This is a genomic window from Kitasatospora sp. NPDC032150 (assembly GCF_055579945.1).
Window position 1 is genome coordinate 187,367 of record NZ_JBVIMH010000013.1, and the last position, 17,976, is coordinate 205,342.

The window sequence follows — 17,976 nt, forward strand, 5'->3', positions numbered from 1 at the left end:
GCGTTCAGCCCGGACGGGCACACCCTGGCCACCGGAAGCGACGACCACACGGCCCGGTTGTGGGACCTGGCCACCGGCACCACCCGAACCACCCTCACCGGCCACACCGCAGCCGTGCAGTCGGTGGCGTTCAGCCCGGACGGGCACACCCTGGCCACCGGAAGCGACGACCACACGGCCCGGTTGTGGGACCTGGCCACCAACACCACCCGAACCACCCTCACCGGCCACACCGGAGCCGTGCAGTCGGTGGCGTTCAGCCCGGACGGGCGCACCCTGGCGATCCGCGACGGTGCGGTGGGGTTGTGGGACGTGGCCACCGGCACGATCCGCGCCACCCTCACCGGCCACACCGCAGCCATGCTGGCGCTGGCGTTCAGCCGGGACTGGCGCACCCTGGCCACCGCGAGCTCCGACCACACCGTGAAGCTGTGGGACATGGCAACCCGCACCACCCGTACCACCCTCTCCGACCCCGCCGACAACCTGTTGTTGGTGGCTTTCAGTCCGGACGGGCGGACCTTGGCCACCGGAAGCTTCGACGGCACCTTGCGGTTGTGGGACGTGGCCGCCGGCACCATCCGCACCACCTTCACCACCCGCACCGGCCAGTTCGCGTTCAGTCCGGACGGGCGGACCCTGGCCACCGGAAGCAACAGCACCAGCGACGGCACGGTGCGGTTGTGGGACGTGGCCACCGGCACGATCCGCACCACCCTCACCGGCCACACCGGCCTGGTCGTGGCGGTGGCGTTCAGTCCGGACGGGCGCACCCTGGCCACCGCGAGCTCCGACCACACCGTGCGGTTGTGGGACGTGGCCACCGGCACCACGCGTACCGCCCTTGCCGGCCACACCGACACCGTGGACTCGGTGGTGTTCAGTCTGGACGGGCGTACTCTGGCCACCGGAAGCAACGACGGCACGGCACGGTTGTGGGACGTGGCCACGGGCGCGATCCGCGCCACCCTCACCGGCCACACCGACATCGTGCACGCGGTGGCGTTCAGTCCGGACGGGCGTACCCTCGCCACCGGAAGCAACGACGGCACGGCACGGTTGTGGGACATCTCGTTGCCCGACCTGCCTGAGGCGATCAACAGGATCTGTCAAGCCGTTCACCGCGACTTCACGCCGCAGGAACGGGCGACATATCTGCAAGGACAGTCCACCGGCCCCGCGTGCCCGTCGTGAACGCACCCTGGCAGTCCGAAGATCCCCGGAGCCAGGATCCGTTTCCCCGGAAACGTCGGCTGGGACTCGCACTTCTCGAACACCGGAGCATCTATGGGAGATGACGGGTACCCGTGGCGGACTCGTCGCGGCAGGGGCCCCGAGGCCGCCCTCGGGGCTGGGGGCAGTACGGAGCCGGAACGCGGCATTCACACCGTCAGGACGATCGCTTACCACGCCACCGCGGCTGCGTATCGGAAGGTCGGCGGCAGACACCGCGGATCAGCGGCTGCACCGATTCGGGCCCTCAGGACCGGGAATCACATCCTGATGTGCGGCCAGGTACATAGTTCGCCGATTCGGATCACAGCCGGACACCTGACAAGGGGCAGCTCATGAGCGCGAGGCGCAACACGGGAAAGCCATGGACGAGAACCGCTCTCGGCGTCGCGACGGCTGTGGGAGCAGCAGTTGGGGGTGTTCTCGGTACCGGGCCAGCGGCCGCGGACCCCGCTTCGCTCACCTTGACGTACACCTGCTCGTTTCCGGTGGTGGGCGGCCAGCCCGTGACGATGAAGGTCAACGCGGATATCCCGAGATCGGTCGCGGTCGGCGCGTCCACACCGCAGTTCGCGGTCGACGGGGTGGCGACAGTAACGGACTCGACCACAGCGCAGGGGCTGAGCCTGGCCGGTGTGAAGACCGTCGAGGGCACGGTGAACGCGACGGCCGACGTGGTCGCGCCGCAGGGCGACAGACCTGTCACCGTGCTCTTCTACCTGGCCAAGACGGAGATCCCACCGTCCGGCCCGTTCGACCTGGAGGCGACCGCCACAGCGCCCGCGCTCAGTTTCAGCCGGCCGGGTACGGCGCGAATCGCCGTCGGGGACCTTGTCCTGCACCTCGCCCCGAAGGACGCGAGCGGCAATCCGATCCTGGGCAATCTGGACGTGCCCTGCAAGCTGGACGCCAGGCAGAACAACGTCCTGGCGTCGTTCGACATCACGGCGCCGCCCGACCCGACCAGCCCGGGCCCCACAACCCCAATCCCGACCAGCCCGGGCCCCACGACCCCAATCCCGACCACTCCAAGCCCGACCACCCCAAGCCCCACGACCCCGAGCCCCACGACCCCAAGCCCGACCACCCCGAGCCCCACGACCCCGAGCCCCACGACCCCAAGCCCGACCGCCCCGAGCCCCACGACCCCGAGCCCGACCGCCCCGGGCCCGACCGCCCCGGGCCCCAACGGGGCCAGAGCGGTCGGCACGACCGGCGGCCTGGGCACTGCGGGTCTTGTCCTGCTGGCCTCGGGCACACTTGTCGCGGCCGTCGTCGCCTTCCGCGTCGTCTCGCGGTTGAAGCACCGCCACTCCGGCGATGACTGAAGTGTCGGGACGAACGCCCGTCCGATCCCGTGCGCGTGCCCGGTCCCCGGCGCGCGGAGCACGAGGACGGCGACGCCGAGGCGGCTCGGGCGACCTCGATGGCGATGATCCGGGCCTGGCCGCAGAGGCGGGCGGTAGTGAAGGGCCCAACCGCACCTCGATGGCCTCAACCTGTCACGCTGACAGGTGACTTGGGCGATGAGAACTCATCGGCTAGATTGGCTGACGGACAGTCGGAGTGCGCTCGTCCGCCATTGAAGGGCTGGCCGAGGTACCTACGGCAGGGGGCCGACCATGGAACCGGAACTGACAGCACTGGCAACGGGCGCTGCGACCACATTGGTGCGGCTCCTCGCGACCGAGAGCTGGGAGCAGGCCAGAGATGCGGTCGCCCGGCTCTGGCACCGGGTCCATCCCGAGCGGGCCGAGGCCGTCACGGCGGAACTGGACGATTCTCGGGCAGAACTCGTCACGGCGCGCCAGGATGGTGACGCACAGGCCGAACAGGAGCTGATCGGCGAGTGGCGTCGACGCCTCGGCCGACTGATCCAGGCTGGCGGACCTGAGCTGGTGGACGAGCTGCGGCGGGCGATCGACGAGCTGAGTCCGCGCCTTCCCGAGAGCGACCGCACCGAGTCCGGCAGCATCCAACTGCACGCGACGGCCTCCGATCACGGCCGGGTCTACCAGGCCGGGCGGGACCAGCACATCGTCGAGCGATGACCGACCCTGACTCCGGCGGCCGACCGGAGGAGCCTCGGATCCACCTGGAGGCGCACGCGTCCGGGGATGCCGACGTCCACATGGCCGGCCGGGACATGCACATCCACCTGGAGGACGGCACCCACGGGGTGCGGCAGGTGCTGTCCGGCGGCTCCGGGACGGAGTGCCCCTACCCGGGTCTGACGGCCTTCAGCCCGGACGAATCGCGACGGTTCTTCGGACGGAACCAGGCGACCGCAACTCTCGTTCTGCGGCTGACCGAGCGCCTCGGTTCGGGCGGGACGCAATTCGTGCTCGGCGCGTCGGGAGTGGGCAAGTCCTCTCTGCTGCGTGCCGGACTGCTGCCCGCTCTGGGCGGCGGTGCGCTGCCCCCGGCAGCGGCCGCCGGATGGCCGCGGCTGGTGTTCACTCCTACCGCCCGCCCCTTGGTCGAGGCCGCCCGCGCCCTGGGCGAGGCGCTGGACCTCGATCAGGAGGCGGCCGGGCCGACCGCGGCCGACCCCGCTCGGCTGGCCGCCGCCGTGCGCGCGGGGTTGCGCAGGGCCGCCCTGGACCGGCTGGTCGTCGTGGTCGACCAATTGGAGGAGCTCTTCACCCTCGCCCCCGACGAGGACGAACGGCGCGCTTTCTTGGAGTTGATGGCGCGGTTGTCGGAGCCGGACCAGGGCGACGGGCCCGCCGCCCTGGTCGTGTACGGGATGCGGTCCGACTTCCACGGCCGGGCCAGCGGCTACCCCCTCCTGCGGACGGCGCTGGAGGACCGGCCGGTGATTCTCGGACCGCTGTCGGAACAGGGCCTGCGCGAGGCGATCCTCTTCCCGGCGCGCTCCTCGGGCCTGGACGTGGAACCGGGCCTGGTGGAGCTGCTGTTGCAGGACCTCGGGGCGACCGGCGGCGGGGAGTACGAGGCCGGCCGGCTCCCGCTGCTCGCCCACGCCCTGCAGGCGACCTGGCAGCTCCGGGACGGCCACGTCATGACCGTCCAGGCGTACCGGGACGCCGGAGGCATCCTCCACTCCGTCGCGTCCACCGCCGAGCGGGTGTTCGCAGGCTTCGACGAGGACGGGCGGCGGTTGGCACGCTCGCTGCTGCTTCGGCTGGTGGAACTCGGTGACGGGACGGACGACATCCGGCGACGGGCGACCCGGGAGAGCCTGCTGCACGAGGGCCCGGATCCGACGAGTACCTCGGCCGTGCTGGACGCCATGATCAGCGGCCGGCTGCTCTCCCAGCGGGAGGACACCGTCGAGATCACGCACGAGGCGCTGCTGCGAGCCTGGCCGCGGCTCCACGGCTGGCTCGGTGAGGACCGCTCGGGCAAGGTGCTCCACCAGCGGCTCGCCGACGCCGCCGAGGCCTGGCTGCGGGCCGGCCGGAGCCGGGGCGACCTACTGCAGGGCCAGCAACTGGCCCGGATACGCGAGTTGATGAAGAGTCCTGACCGCCGGGCGGAACTCTCCGAGCTGCAGCGGGAGTTCCTCGCCACCAGCGTCCGCGCTGCCCGGTTCCGGCGGTCGGGTCGCGTCGGCGGGGTGCTCACCCTGGTCCTCGCGGTCGTGGCCGGCGTGATCGCCGTCCAGCAGCACCTGCAGTCCGCACGGCGCGAGGCGGTGATCGCCTCCCGCCGGCTCGCCGCGAATGCGGCGGCCGTCCGTTCCACCGATCCCGCCGCGGCGCTGGAACTGAGCCTGGCCGCCTATCGTACGTCGCCCACCCCGGAAGCCCGGGACCAGATGTACGCCTCCTACACGACCCGCTACCCCGTCACCCTCGAGGACCCCTCGGACAGCGACCACACCGGAAAGGTCCTCAGCCTCGCGTTCAGTGCCGACGGGCAGGTCCTTGCGAGCGGCGACAACAGCCACACGGTCAAGTTCTGGGACGTGGCCGACCCGGCCCGGCCCGCCTTCGGCGCAGCCGTGAGCACCGAGGGCACCGCCGCGGTGGCCTTCGCCCCGAACGGGCGCTTGCTCGCGACGCACGGCCGCAAGTCCCTGCAGCTGTGGGACGTGGCCGATCCGCACCACCCCAGGCTGCTCAGCGGCACTCCCGACGGGACGGACACCGCGTACTCCCTGGCCTTCAGCCCGGACGGGCGCACCCTCGCGACCGGCAGCGACAAGGGAGCCGCCCAGCTCTGGAACATCGCCGACCCCGCTCGTCCCGTACCCGTCCGCACGCTCTCGGCGGACTCCAAGGAGATCACCGGTGTGGCCTTCCACCCCGACGGTCGGATCCTGGCCACCGCGAGCACGGGCGGCAGCGTCCGCCTGTGGAGCGTGGGGTCCGAAGAGCCGACCGTCCTGGCCACCATGTCGGTCGAGAGCGCCTGGAGCCTGGCCTTCCACCCGGCGGGCAGGTTGTTGGTCGCCGGCGGTACGTACGGGCAGCTCAACTGCTGGGACGTCACCGATCCGAGCCGACCGGCGGCGAAGGAGATGACTCCCGATCCCCTCAGTGCACGGGGGGACTTCCTGGCCGTCGCCTTCAGCGGAGGTGGTGACGCGCTCGCCGCTGCCAGCAGCGACGGCAGCGTGAACCAGTTCCAGTTCGGCCGACGGCCGGACCCCGGAACGTTGGACCTCAACCGGTGGAACGTCCTGCACGGCTCAGGGCCCCTGCGCGCCCTGGCGTTCAGCCCGAAGAACGGCACCATGGCGACCGGCGGCGACGAGGGCCGGGTACGGGTGTGGACCACCCCCGGGGTGTCGATCCCCCGGCACATGGTGGGCCAGACCGGGGGTGCTCCGGGGACGGCCTTCGGCGGGGACGGCCGCATCCTGGTGACCGGTGACCGGGACACCGGCGTCGAGCTCTGGGACATCGCCGACCGACGCCACCCCGCCCAGGGCGCCACGCTCCCCCACCCGTGGGCGAAGGCCGCCTTCCTGGCGGATGGCCACACCCTCCTCACCGAGCCGGACGACGACTCGTCCGTCGGCCTGTGGGAGGTCACGGACGCTCGTCATCCCCTCCTGGAGTCCACCTTCGAACGGACCGGACCGACGGACGGACATCTCAACGTGGCGGCGAGTACCGAGTCCGGCCTCCTCGCGCTGAACAACTCCTCGGAGGGCGTGGTCCACCTCTGGGACGTCGCCGACCGCCGCCATCCGCGGGAGACCGCCGCCGTGACGGTACCGGGCACGCTGACTGGGCTCGGACTTCACCAGCAGGGGCGTGCCCTGCTGGCGATCGACGCCAACCAGGACGTGCAGCTGTGGAGCCTTGCGGATCCGAGCCGCCCGGACGGTCCGCATCCGCTGCCCCTGGAGTTCCACGACGCCTGGGGCGTGACCAGCACTCCACAGCACCGGATGCTGGTCATGGAGAAGGACCGTGACGTCCAGCTGGTCGACGTGGCCGAAATCAGGAACCCCGTACGGAAGGGATCCCTTCCGGTGGCGGCGGACGCCATCCGGACCTTCGGCGGCGGTCGGTACGCCGTGGCCGCGTCCGACAGCGAAAGGGCCGTCAGCTTCTGGGACCTCGACAAACCGAACGTCTGGATCTCGAAGATCCCGCTGACCAACTACGGCTCCGTGGGCGATCTGGCGGTGAGCGGGGACGGCAGTACCGTCGGCCTGGCCACCGGCGGACTCACCGACCCGGACGTGCTGTTGTGGAACGCGGCCGATCCCACGAGCGTGTCCATCGGCTCCACCCTCACCCTGAGCGGCACCGACCCGGAGTTCACTCCCGACGGCCGCACCGTGGCCACCGATGTGCCCGACCCTCTGTACGGTGACAGCGTCCGCCTCTGGGAGCTGGATCCGGATCGCATGTACCAGGTGATCTGCGCCGATGTCGGCGCCCCGGTGCCCGACAGGCAGTGGACGGCGTACGCCGGGCAGTATCCGTACCGGCAGCCGTGCGCCTGACTCCGGGCCACCGGACCTTCTCACGTCGGGTACACCGTCAGGACACGCCTTGGCTGTCGGCTGAACACCATGGGAAAGCTGTCCGAAAGGTCTAGATCAGCAGTGGGACGAGCCGTCCCGCAGCTCGAACACCCTGCCGAAGGTTGACTGGGCAGACGAGGGCCGAGGTTCCCGGGCCGCCCTGCGCTACGAGCTCGCGGTCGGTGCTCCGCCGCGAGGTGAAGCCGCGGGGGTCGTGGGCCGGCCGGTCGTGGGCGCGGTGCAGAATGCCCCCATGGCTATTGCGCGTTGGAACGGCGAGATCATCGCCGAGAGCTCACGGACCACGGTCGTCGAGGGCAACCACTACTTTCCCGTCGACTCGGTCCGGACGGAGTTTCTGGTCCCCTCTGCCACCACCTCCGTCTGCCCCTGGAAGGGCACCGCCTCCTACTACACGCTACGGGTGGCGGGCTCGGAGAACCCGGACGCGGCCTGGTACTACCTCGACCCGAGCCCGGCCGCCACGCGGATCGCCGGGCATGTGGCGTTCTGGCGTGGCGTCGAAGTCACCGACGAGTAGGAGCGATTGCGGGGCCGGGCGGCGAAGTCCCCGACGGGCAGGGGCGGTTGACGTTCGCACGGGCGTCAGTCGACGGAGAGCCCCCGGGCCGCCGCCGTCAGGGCGTCCAGGACCGGCCGGATCAGCGGATGCCGCTCGGCGCCGCTGCGTACGGCGGCGAAGACCTTGCGGGTGGCGAGTGCACTGTCCACCTGGCGTACCGCGACCCGGGAGAGGTCGACCCCACTCAGGGCCGAGCGCGGGACCAGCGCCACGCCCGCCCCCGCCGAGGCGAGGGCCACCACCGCACGGAAGTCGTCGGAGGAGTGCACCAGCCGGGGCTGGAAACCCGCGTACTCGCAGGCCAGCAGGACCACGTCATGGCAGGGGTTGCCGGGGTAGGGGCCGATCCACGGCTCGGCGGCGAGCTCGGCGACAGCTACCGGGCCCGTGGCGGAGGCGAGCGGGTGGCCGAGCGGGAGCACCGCCTCGAACGGCTCGGCGTAGAGCGGGACCCTGGTGAGCCGCTGGTCGTCTGCGCGCGGCGCGCCCCGGTACTCGACGGCGACGGCGATGTCCGCCAACCCGTCCAGCAGCATCGGCAGGCTGGCGTCGCCTTCGGCGTCCAGCACCTTGATCCGTACCCCGGGCGCCTCCCCGGCGAGGGCGGCGATCGCCGGGGCGAGCACCAGCGCGATCCCGGTCGCGAACGCCGCCACCGTGACCTCGCCCGCCGCACCCGCGCTGTACGCGGCGAGGTCGGCCTCGGCCCGTTCGAGCTGGGCGAGCACCGCGTCGGCGTGGCCGAGCAGGATCTCCCCGGCGGCGGTGAGCCGGACGCCCCGGCCGTCGCGGGCCAGCAGGTGGTGGCCGGTCTCCTGTTCCAGCGCGGCGAGCTGCTGGGAGACGGCGGACGGGGTGAGGTAGAGCGCGGCGGCGGCGGCCGTCACGGTGCGGTGGTCAGCCACGGCCCGCAGGGTCCGCAGCCGTCTTGCGTCGATCACTCACACATTCTGCCAGTGCGGAGGGGGTGCGCGGTCGCGGTCGGTGCCCCGCGGACTGCCGGTGCCCGGTGCGGGGCCGGGCGGGGGGACGGCCGCGCCCGTCCTCTCCGGTAGGTGGGCTCAGTGCCGCGGCGCGGCGGGCCGCAGGTAAGCGAACCAGGTCAGCAGCAGGCAGAGCGAACAGTTGACTTCCGGCTTCTTCGCCCGGCGCGCCACGCAGGCCGGCAGCTGCCTGCCCTCCGCGCCGCTGGGCCCGCACGAGGCCGTCGCCCGCCTCGTCCTGCACCGTTACGACCAGGCGCTGAGACAGTTGCCCTGCCGACCCGACCGAGGGGGCGCATTTCGAGTGGCACGGTCAGCGGCGACCGGCGCACTGAGTCGCGGTGGTGGAGATCGGGGCGACACCCCGGGCTCGCCGCGGTTGGCCGTCGTCCGCCGCCTCATCCGACGGGCCTGGATCCTCTACCGCTGGGACATCCACCCCTCACCTCGCGATCTGCCATCGATGACGGCGGATCGCCGCGCACCGTCAGACGGCCTGCTAGCCATCGGCTCTGGCCGCAAGCGCAACTGCTGCGCGGACCCGACGGTGGCCCTCCTCACCATGGAACCACCCGGGGCATGACACATGCAGGCGACCGTGGCACGACGGTGATCGGAGCCCGAGGCCACCTGAGGTTCCTGAATGCTGTTCCCAGCACTGCTGCAACGCCGGAAGGAGACGCCGAATCGGGCGAGCAGCCAGCGCAGGGCCGCGCGGCCGATGCGGATGACCCGGCCGTGGACCCAGCCCGCTTGCAGCCCCTCACTCTTCGAAGGGCGAGGGGCACCCGCACTCCACCCACAACAGGGCCACCACATCGGTGACCGGGAGTCACGGCCAACCGTGCCCCGTCACCTCCGGCCGGGGAGCGCGCGGCGCCGTCGCACTGCCGGTGCGGCCGTCCTGTCCCGGTACGGCCGCGCCGACAGCGTCTTTGGGCTGCCCCGCCGGCGGCGTCGCGGCGCCGGCGGGGCAGGTCGAGGGGGTGGAGCGGCCGGTACTACTCGCCGAGCGCCGTGCGGGCGTCGATGAAGGCCGCCACGGCGCGCTCGACGTCCGCGGTGGAGTGGGCCGCCGAGAGCTGGACCCGGATCCGGGCCTGGCCGTGCGGGACGACCGGGTAGGAGAACCCGATCACGTACACGCCCCGCTCCAGCAGCAGTTCGGCCAGTCGGCCCGCCTTGGCGGCGTCACCGATCATCACCGGCGCGATGGCGTGCTCACCGGGCAGGATCTCGAAGCCCGCCTCGGTCATCTTCGTCCGGAACAGCTTGGTGTTCTCGGCCAGCCGCTCGCGCAGGTCGCCGGACTGCTCCAGCAGGTCGAGCACGGTGAGCGAGGCGGCGGCGATCACCGGGGCGAGCGAGTTGGAGAACAGGTACGGGCGCGAGCGCTGGCGCAGCAGCGCGACGATCTCCCGGCGCGCGGCGACGTAGCCGCCGGAAGCGCCGCCGAGGGCCTTGCCGAGGGTGCCGGTGATGATGTCCACCCGGTCCATCACGCCGTGCAGTTCGGGGGTGCCGCGCCCGCCGGGACCGACGAAACCGACCGCGTGCGAGTCGTCGACCATGACCATGGCGTCGTAGCGGTCGGCGAGGTCGCAGATCTCCCGCAGCGGGGCGATGTAGCCGTCCATCGAGAACACGCCGTCGGTGACGATCAGGCGGCGGCGGGCGTCCTGGGTGGCCTTGAGCTGCGCCTCCAGGTCGGCCATGTCGCGGTTGGCGTAGCGGTGGCGGCGGGCCTTGGACAGCCGGATGCCGTCGATGATGCTCGCGTGGTTGAGCGCGTCGGAGATGACGGCGTCGCGCTCGTCGAGCAGGGTCTCGAAGACACCGCCGTTGGCGTCGAAGCAGGAGGAGTACAGGATGGTGTCCTCCTGGCCGAGGAAGGCCGAGAGCCGGTCCTCCAGCTGCTTGTGGACGTCCTGGGTGCCGCAGATGAAGCGCACCGAAGCCATGCCGTAGCCCCAGCGGTCCAGCGCGTCCTTGGCCGCCGCGACGACCGCCGGGTGGTCGGCCAGGCCCAGGTAGTTGTTGGCGCAGAAGTTGAGCACCTCACCGGGGCGTCCGCCGGCGGTGACGGTGACCGCGGCGCTCTGCGGGCTGCCGATCACGCGCTCGGGCTTGAAGAGGCCGGCCTCGCGGATCTCGTCCAGGGTGGCGGCGATGTCCTCGCGGACGTTGTCGAACACGATGTCTCCTAACGGGGTGTCAGACCGGAGCGGCTACCGGGTCTCAGACGGTCCAGTCGAGAATGACCTTGCCACAGTTGCCACTTGCCGCCTCGTCGAAGGCGGCCTCGAAGTCCGCGGCGGCGTAGCGGCCGGTGATCACCGGGCTGAGGTCGAGGCCGCCCTCCAGCAGGACGGACATCGCGTACCAGGTCTCGAACATCTCGCGGCCGTAGATGCCCTTGATGGTGATCATCGAGGTGACGATCCGCGCCCAGTCAACCGCGAAGTCGTCGGCGGGCAGGCCGAGCATGGCGATCTTCCCGCCGTGCGTCATGTTGGCGATCATCGACTGCATCGCCTCGGGACGGCCGGACATCTCCAGGCCCACGTCGAAGCCCTCACGCAGGCCGAGCTGCTGCTGGCCCTCCTCGATGGTGTGCTTCGAGACGTCCAGCGCCAGCGAGACACCGACCTTGCGGGCCAGGTCCAGGCGGTAGGGGGAGACATCGGTGATCATCACATGGCGGGCGCCCGCGTGCTTGGCGACGGCGGCGGCCATGATGCCGATCGGGCCCGCGCCGGTGATCAACACGTCCTCGCCGATCAGCGGGAAGGAGAGGGCGGTGTGCACGGCGTTGCCGAACGGGTCGAAGATCGCGGCCACGTCCAGGTCGACCGGCACCCGGTGAACCCAGACGTTGGAGGCGGGCAGCGCGACGTACTCGGCGAAGGCGCCGTCGCGGCCGACGCCCAGGCCCACCGTGTTGCGGCACAGGTGGCGGCGCCCGGCCAGGCAGTTTCGGCACTTGCCGCAGACCAGGTGGCCCTCGCCGCTGACCAGGTCGCCCACGTTGACGTCGGTGACCGCCGAGCCGATCTCGGCCACCTCGCCGACGAACTCGTGCCCCAGGGTCAGCGGGGTGTCGATGGTCTGCTGGGCCCAGCCGTCCCACTTGCGGATGTGCAGATCGGTGCCGCAGACACCAGTGCGCAGCACCTTGATCAGCACATCGGACGGTCCGATCTCAGGCATGGGGACGTCCATCAGCCAGAGTCCGGGCTCGGCCTTCTGCTTGACGAGTGCCTTCACGGCAAGGGCTCCTGACGCACGGTGGAACGGACCTGCCGGAGAGGGACAGGCCGAGGTCTACCCGGCGTACGGCCCCTGCCGGGCCGGGCAGAGTGAAATCTGCCTGGTCAGAGCGGGTGCGGTCCATCGAGGAATTCTTAAGGGCCGCCACAGCTGGGCTTCACGATCCTGCCCGAGCCGTGCCCCGCACCTCCCGGCGGCCCGCCGCGCACCACTCGTTCGGCTCAGGTGGCGACCGAGCCGGGCCCGCCTGCCGGGGCAGTCAAGGCGGTCCGGCTCGTAGAATCCGCCCGCCGGCAGCCCCTCGGCACGGGCGCCCGGCCGGAACGCTTCCCTTGCTGCGGCTCTCGCCCCGCGGGCAGCGGCTGCTGCCCGCGCAGTTCGGCGCGGCGGGCGCACAGGCCCTGGAACATGCCGGGCCGCCGGACGAGGACGGGTGGGTGCGGGTGGGACTGCCGGTCGAGACGCGGCCGGTCGCGGTCTGCGACCTGCTCAGGCTGGGGGCGGAGGCGGAGGTCCTCGGCCCGCCCGAGCTGCGGGAGGCCCTCGCCCGTACGGTGGCCGAGCTGGCCCGCCGTTACGGGGGCGATCCGGCGGACACCGCCGCCGAGGGGCAACCCGGGGGCCGTCCGACTCAGGGGTGGAGCAGTTCCGCGAGGCTGTAGGAGACCGGTTCCTCCAGCTGGTCGTAGGTGCAGTCGGCCGGTTCGCGGTCGGGGCGCCAGCGGCGGAACTGGGTGGTGTGGCGGAACCGGGTGCCTTCCATGTGGTCGTAGGCGACCTCGCAGACGCGCTCGGGGCGGAGCGGCACCCAGGACAGGTCCTTGGTGCCGGTCCACCGGCTCACCGCGCCGGGCAGGCGGGAGGAGGCCTGCGCGGCCTCGTCGGCCCAGCCGGCCCAGGGGTGCCCGGTGATGTCGGCCATCCGCAACGACTGCAGCTCCTCAGCGAGTTGGGCTCGTCGGGCCATCGAGAACGCGGCGCTGACGCCGACGTGCTGGAGTTGTCCGGTGGCGTCGTAGAGCCCCAGCAGCAGGGAGCCGACCACCGGGCCGCTCTTGTGCTCGCGGTAGCCTGCCACCACGCAGTCGGCGGTGCGCTGGTGCTTGACCTTGAACATGCTGCGCTGGCCGGGTCGGTACGGCTGGTCCAGCGGCTTGGCCACGATGCCGTCCAGCCCGGCACCCTCGAACTGGGAGAACCAGCTGCGGGCTTGGCCGAGGTCGGTGGTGGCGGGGGCGGTGTGGACCGGTGGCCGGGCCCGGTCGAGCGCGCTGCACAGGGCCGCGCGCCGCTCGGCGAGCGGGAGTTCGGCCAGCGTCTCGGTGCCGAGCGCGAGCAGGTCGAAGGCGACGAAGGAGGCGGGGGTGCGTTCGGCCAGGGTGCGGACCCGGCTGGCCGCCGGGTGGATCCGTTCCAGCAGCTCCTCGAAGTGCAGCCGGCCGTCGTGCGCGATCACGATCTCGCCGTCCACCACGCAGCGTTCGGGCAGTTCGGTGCGGAACGCGGCGACCAGTTCGGGGAAGTAGCGGGTGAGCGTCCTGGCGGTGCGGCTGCCGATCTCGACCTCGTCGCCGTCCCGGAAGACCACGGCCCGGAAGCCGTCCCACTTGGCCTCGTACTGCATACGGGGCGGGATCTCGTCCACCGCCTTCGCGAGCATCGGCGAGACCGGCGGCATCACGGGAAGGTCCATGCTCCGATAGTGGCGGGCCGGTTGCCCGCCCGCGTGCCGGACACGTCGGGCGAAGCCCGCTCGGCCTAGCGTGGGCCCATGGCGGCAACGGCACGAGCGGTGGAACTCGAGGTGGGCGGCCGGGCGGTACGGCTCTCCAACCCGGACAAGGTGTACTACCCGCAACGGGGCTTCACCAAGCTGGACGTGGCCCGGTACTACCTGGCGGTCGCCCCGGGCGTGCTGCGCGGCCTGCGGAACCGGCCGACCACGCTGCAGCGCTTCCCGGACGGCATCGAGGGCGAGTCCTTCTACCAGAAGCGCGCCCCGAAGAACGTGCCCGATTGGCTTCCGACCGCACGGATCGCCTTCCCCAGCGGGCGCACCGCGGACGAGATCTGCCCCACCGAACCGGCTGCCGTGCTCTGGGCCGCCAACCTGGGCTGCCTGACCTTCCACCCGTGGCCGGTCCGCCGTGCCGACACCGAGCACCCGGACGAGCTGCGGATCGACCTCGACCCGCAGCCCGGCACCGGCTTCGGCGACGCCGTCCGGGCGGCCCACGAACTGCGCGGCCTGCTGGACGAACACGGCCTGCGCGGCTGGCCCAAGACCTCCGGCGGACGCGGGCTGCACGTCTACGTACCGGTGGAGCCGCGCTGGACCTTCACCGACTGCCGGCACGCGGTGATCGCGCTCGGGCGGGAGCTGGAGCGGCGGATGCCGGGTCGGGTCACCACCGCCTGGTGGAAGGAGGAACGCGGCGAGCGCATCTTCGTCGACTACAACCAGATGGCCCGCGACCGCACCATCGCCTCCCCGTACTCGCTGCGCGCCCACCCGGATGCCACCGCCTCGGCCCCACTGCGCTGGGAGGAGCTGGACGAGGTCGCGCCGACCGACTTCGATCTGCGGACCCTGCCCGAGCGGTTCGCCGAACTTGGCGATCTTCACGCGGAGTTGGACGACCACGCGTTCTCACTGGAGCCGCTGCTCGAACTGTCGGCCCGGCAGGCCCGCGACGAGGGTCTCGGTGATCTGCCCTATCCGCCCGACCATCCGAAGATGCCGGGCGAGCCCGCCCGGGTCCAGCCGAGCCGGGCGCGCAAGCGGGAGCAGTAGCCGGACCGGATCCGACCGGACCGGATCAGGTCAGATCAGGTCAGATCAGGTCAGGTCAGTGCGCGGGTCGATGGTCCAGTGGTTGCACCGCATGGTGGTTCCGGCGAACTCCAGCTCCCGCTCGACGGCGCTCACGAAAATCTGTCGATCAGTGCTAATGTCCCGATAAAATTACTCACGGTGTGCCGGGAAGCCTGGTCGGCTCGGGGGACGACTGCAGCGATCGGGCGGCGGTGACCCCGCTCGTCGTGATGGGGTCTTTAGTAGATGCACGCCATAGGAATCGTTCTCTCCCTGGTGGTTCTGGCGACCGCCGTGTCCACCTTCGCCGGGCGCCTGCGTGTGCCAGCTCCGTCACTTCTGGTCCTGGTCGGGCTGGGAGTGGCACTGATACCCGGTGTGCCGGCGCTGCACGTCCCGCCACAGGCGATCGCGCTGGTGGTGCTCCCGCCCCTGCTGTACTCGTCGGCAGAGGAGCTGTCGCTGCGCGACCTGCGGGTCGTGTGGCGGCCGGTGACGATTCTCGCCTTCGGACTGGTGTTCGCCTCGGCGGCGGCCGTGGGCTTCGTCGCGGTCGCGGTGACCGGCCTGCCGCCCGCGATGGCATTCGTCCTCGGCGCGGTGCTGTCCAGCACGGATCCGGTCGCGGTCACGGCACTCGGGCGGCGCCTGGCCCTGCCGGGCCGGGTTCAGGTGCTGGTGCAGGCGGAGAGCCTGTTCAACGACGCGACGTCGCTGGTGCTGTTCAAGGTCGCGGTCGGCGTGGCCGTGGCGGCCGGGGGCACGGTGAACCTGCCGGCGGCAGGCTGGGAGCTGCTGCTGCTCGGGGGTGGCGGCAGCGTGATCGGCGCCGCTGTGGCAGGCCTGGTCACGCTGGTCCGGCGGCGTACCACCGACCCGGTGCTGGAGACGGTGATCGCCCTGGTCACTCCCTACGCGGCGTACGTGCTGGCCGAGTCCACGCACACCTCCGGCGTCACCTCCGTGGTCGTCGCCGGCGTGCTGCTGGGTCGCTCCAGCCACCGCCTGACCGACGCCCACATCCGGCTGCAGCTGCACGCGGTCTACGCCGTGGTGGTGTTCCTGCTGGAGAGCGTCGTTTTCAGCATCGTCGGCCTGGAGCTGCCCGAGCTGGTGCGCGGGCTGCCGAGGGGCAGCGGGCAGTGGCCGTTGCAGGCGCTCGCTCTGGCGGTCGCGCTGATCGCCGTCCGGGTGGCGTGGACGCTGCCACTTACCCGCACGGTCAAGCCCAGCCGGGGGCGGTTGTCCTGGCGGGTGGCCGGAGTGGTGACCTGGGCCGGAACCAGGGGCGTCATGCCGCTGGCCGCCGCATTGTCGATCCCGCTCACCGGGACCGGCGGCACCGCGTTGGCCGGACGCCCGCTGATCCTCGTGCTCACGACGGCCGTGGTCGTCTTCACCCTGGTGGTGCAGGGTCTGACGCTGGCGGCGGTGGTCGGACGCTCGGGGCTGGCGCTGGAGCCCGAGCACACCGCGCGCGAAGAGGCCGATGCCCGTGATTCCCTCAACCGCTCCGGGCTCGACCACGTCGAACACCTCGCCACTCTGGAGGCCGTACCGGAGATGGTCGTCGACCGGGTCCGGCGGAACCTGACCGCCCGGCTCGACCGCAGCTCGGACGGCCCGGACGGCGGCAGCGCGGACGCCACCTACCGCCAGCTGCGGCGTGAGGTGATAGCCGTCCAGAACGCCGAACTGCACCGCCTGTACGACGAGCACCTCGTCAGCGACACCACCCGCAGACGCCTGCAGCACGACCTCGACCGGGAGGAAGCCGCACTCGGCAACCCGTAGGAACGGATGCCCCGAACGCGGCACCGGGAGCGTGGAGGTCACCGCAGACCGCACCTGACCGTACGGGCGGAGCGGAGCACCGGACTTGATCACAACCCGACGACCGGCCATCATCTGACGGCCCCATCGAAGTCCGGCCGGCCGTTCCTGATGAACTCATCGCGTCCGGCAGCCGGTCCGACGGAGCCCTGTCAGGGCATCAGCGCGTGGACGCCCCGGGGTCGAGCGGCTCCGCCCGGGACTGCGCCGACCGCGGCGACGCGTACGGCTTGCTCAAGGCTGTGGAGGAGCTCGGACGGGGAGACGACGAGTACCTCGCAGATTGCATGAGCTCGACAGTGGCGCACCGCCGAGCTGTGCCGGACCTGTTGCCGGCGGCTTCGGTGGCCGCAGCCGAGGACCAGCAGATCACTCGGGCGGTCAGCGATACGGACCAGCGCCGGGCCGGGCTCGCCCTGGACGGTCAGCGAACTTGTCACCAGGTCTTCCGGGTGACCTCCGAAGGCCTGCTCGAAGGCGGTGTCCAGGCGCCCGCGGGCGGCGTGCTCGAGTTCGGAGGCCGGTCTGAGCTCCTCGCCGCCGGACCAGGCGGTCACCGCCACCAGCACGGCGTCCCGGCGGCGGGCCTCCGAGGCCGCCCGGTAGAGGGCGGCGAGGCTGCTGAGGGTGTTGCTGACCCCGACGACGACTCTCGGTTTCTCGGCCACCGCGTTGCTTCCTTCCTGTGGCCCAGGACATCCGCTGTCAGTCCACACCTCCGACCGCGGCAGGCAGCGGATCTTGACGCGACCGCTACCGATCCGGTGCCGGCTTTGACGTGGCTCTTACGCCGCGCCGTCCAGCGCCCGGCCCGATCCGACGGGCTACCCCGACCGCAAGAAGAAGGCGAACCACGGCCGCAGGCCCGGCCGGTAACCATCCCGAGCCACCCGGCGCCGCGAGCCACCGGCGCCGGGTCCACCACCACCGAAGCCCCGGGAGGGGAGGCTTCGCCGATCGGCATCACAGCTCAGTCGCTCGACGTCGCGCCACCCAAGTCCGATCCGCCGTGCCGCGGCCCACTGACACGTTTCGGCCAAGCCCAGGTCTCGGATGCATGACGCGGATATCAGGGGCGCGTCAATGTTCTAGAACCACCCGTATGGAGGGTGTCAGGAATCCTTTGACGCGTCGGGAACCGCTGGTTTGCTGCTCCCGCCGGTCTTCCACCGGTGCCGCAGCCGCCTCCGGGGGGAGCCAGCGGCCAACAGTCCCTGAACCACTTTGGTGGAACCCATGCCCGATCTCATCTTCGTCGGCGTCACGGTTGCCGTGTTCGTCGTCCTGGCCCTGATCGCGAAGGGGG

At 71.5% G+C, this 17,976-nt stretch carries 13 protein-coding genes and 1 pseudogene; 8 read left to right on the top strand and 6 right to left on the bottom strand.

The window, feature by feature from the left end:
* From ACZ5ON_RS17815 to ACZ5ON_RS17835, 5 genes are all read left to right on the top strand, one after another.
* The coding region (locus ACZ5ON_RS17815; protein WP_465592840.1) for a WD40 repeat domain-containing protein at nucleotides 1-1,194 on the top strand (1,194 nt) is incomplete at its 5' end.
* Between the two features lie 374 nt (nucleotides 1,195-1,568).
* Nucleotides 1,569-2,561 carry a DUF6801 domain-containing protein gene (locus ACZ5ON_RS17820; protein ID WP_465592843.1) on the top strand — a complete coding sequence of 331 codons (993 nt, stop codon included), beginning with the start codon at nucleotides 1,569-1,571 and terminating at the stop codon, nucleotides 2,559-2,561.
* A 294-nt stretch (nucleotides 2,562-2,855) separates the two neighbouring features.
* Nucleotides 2,856-3,284, top strand: coding sequence for a hypothetical protein (locus ACZ5ON_RS17825; RefSeq protein WP_465592846.1), 429 nt, complete (start codon nucleotides 2,856-2,858; stop codon nucleotides 3,282-3,284).
* Complete coding sequence (locus tag ACZ5ON_RS17830; RefSeq protein WP_465592849.1) at nucleotides 3,281-7,165, top strand: nSTAND1 domain-containing NTPase; 3,885 nt, start codon at nucleotides 3,281-3,283, stop codon at nucleotides 7,163-7,165. The genes ACZ5ON_RS17825 and ACZ5ON_RS17830 overlap by 4 nt, the downstream gene beginning before the upstream one ends.
* Before the next feature lie 274 nt (nucleotides 7,166-7,439).
* Entirely contained in the window at nucleotides 7,440-7,727 is a 288-nt protein-coding gene (locus ACZ5ON_RS17835; protein WP_465592852.1) for a DUF427 domain-containing protein, read from the top strand.
* Nucleotides 7,728-7,792: 65 nt separating this feature from the next.
* Here ACZ5ON_RS17835 and ACZ5ON_RS17840 read toward each other — a convergent pair whose 3' ends face one another.
* The 3 genes from ACZ5ON_RS17840 to tdh all read right to left on the bottom strand — a co-directional run bounded on the left by ACZ5ON_RS17840 (nucleotide 7,793) and on the right by tdh (nucleotide 12,019).
* Nucleotides 7,793-8,710 carry a LysR family transcriptional regulator gene (locus tag ACZ5ON_RS17840; protein WP_465592855.1) on the bottom strand — a complete coding sequence of 306 codons (918 nt, stop codon included), beginning with the start codon at nucleotides 8,708-8,710 and terminating at the stop codon, nucleotides 7,793-7,795.
* A 1,043-nt stretch (nucleotides 8,711-9,753) separates the two neighbouring features.
* A complete protein-coding gene (locus ACZ5ON_RS17845) occupies nucleotides 9,754-10,947 on the bottom strand; it encodes a glycine C-acetyltransferase (RefSeq protein ID WP_465592858.1) in 1,194 nt (397 codons plus the stop codon).
* A 43-nt stretch (nucleotides 10,948-10,990) separates the two neighbouring features.
* On the bottom strand, nucleotides 10,991-12,019 hold the full coding sequence (tdh, locus tag ACZ5ON_RS17850) for an L-threonine 3-dehydrogenase (protein ID WP_465592861.1): 1,029 nt from the start codon (nucleotides 12,017-12,019) through the stop codon (nucleotides 10,991-10,993).
* Between the two features lie 338 nt (nucleotides 12,020-12,357).
* On the opposite strand from tdh, the pseudogene ACZ5ON_RS17855 reads away from it, so the two are divergent.
* Nucleotides 12,358-12,684, top strand: a pseudogene (locus ACZ5ON_RS17855) (WYL domain-containing protein); the annotation flags it as partial.
* Here ACZ5ON_RS17855 and ACZ5ON_RS17860 read toward each other — a convergent pair.
* Nucleotides 12,654-13,715 (bottom strand): ATP-dependent DNA ligase, encoded by a 1,062-nt coding sequence (locus ACZ5ON_RS17860; protein WP_465592864.1) that lies wholly within the window; start codon nucleotides 13,713-13,715, stop codon nucleotides 12,654-12,656. The pseudogene ACZ5ON_RS17855 and the gene ACZ5ON_RS17860 overlap by 31 nt on opposite strands.
* A gap of 78 nt (nucleotides 13,716-13,793) precedes the next feature.
* Here ACZ5ON_RS17860 and ligD point away from each other — a divergent pair, with 78 nt between their 5' ends.
* On the top strand, nucleotides 13,794-14,816 hold the full coding sequence (ligD, locus tag ACZ5ON_RS17865) for a non-homologous end-joining DNA ligase (RefSeq protein WP_465592866.1): 1,023 nt from the start codon (nucleotides 13,794-13,796) through the stop codon (nucleotides 14,814-14,816).
* Nucleotides 14,817-15,083: 267 nt separating this feature from the next.
* On the top strand, nucleotides 15,084-16,631 hold the full coding sequence (locus ACZ5ON_RS17870; protein ID WP_465592869.1) for a Na+/H+ antiporter: 1,548 nt from the start codon (nucleotides 15,084-15,086) through the stop codon (nucleotides 16,629-16,631).
* Between the two features lie 191 nt (nucleotides 16,632-16,822).
* On the opposite strand, the gene ACZ5ON_RS17875 is transcribed toward ACZ5ON_RS17870, so the two are convergent.
* Both ACZ5ON_RS17875 and ACZ5ON_RS17880 read right to left on the bottom strand, forming a co-directional pair.
* Nucleotides 16,823-17,338, bottom strand: coding sequence for a universal stress protein (locus tag ACZ5ON_RS17875; protein ID WP_465592871.1), 516 nt, complete (start codon nucleotides 17,336-17,338; stop codon nucleotides 16,823-16,825).
* 412 nt (nucleotides 17,339-17,750) lie between these two features.
* A partial coding sequence (locus ACZ5ON_RS17880; protein WP_465592873.1) for a hypothetical protein occupies nucleotides 17,751-17,976 on the bottom strand: 226 nt, incomplete at its 5' end.

Bases quoted from the DNA above. Each gene is read 5' to 3' on its own strand.
- ligD (WP_465592866.1), top strand. From the start codon at position 13,794: ATGGCGGCAACGGCACGAGCGGTGGAACTCGAGGTGGGCGGCCGGGCG.
- ACZ5ON_RS17820 (WP_465592843.1), top strand. From the start codon at position 1,569: ATGAGCGCGAGGCGCAACACGGGAAAGCCATGGACGAGAACCGCTCTC.
- ACZ5ON_RS17825 (WP_465592846.1), top strand. From the start codon at position 2,856: ATGGAACCGGAACTGACAGCACTGGCAACGGGCGCTGCGACCACATTG.
- ACZ5ON_RS17870 (WP_465592869.1), top strand. From the start codon at position 15,084: ATGCACGCCATAGGAATCGTTCTCTCCCTGGTGGTTCTGGCGACCGCC.
- ACZ5ON_RS17830 (WP_465592849.1), top strand. From the start codon at position 3,281: ATGACCGACCCTGACTCCGGCGGCCGACCGGAGGAGCCTCGGATCCAC.
- ACZ5ON_RS17860 (WP_465592864.1), bottom strand. From the start codon at position 13,715: ATGGACCTTCCCGTGATGCCGCCGGTCTCGCCGATGCTCGCGAAGGCG.
- ACZ5ON_RS17835 (WP_465592852.1), top strand. From the start codon at position 7,440: ATGGCTATTGCGCGTTGGAACGGCGAGATCATCGCCGAGAGCTCACGG.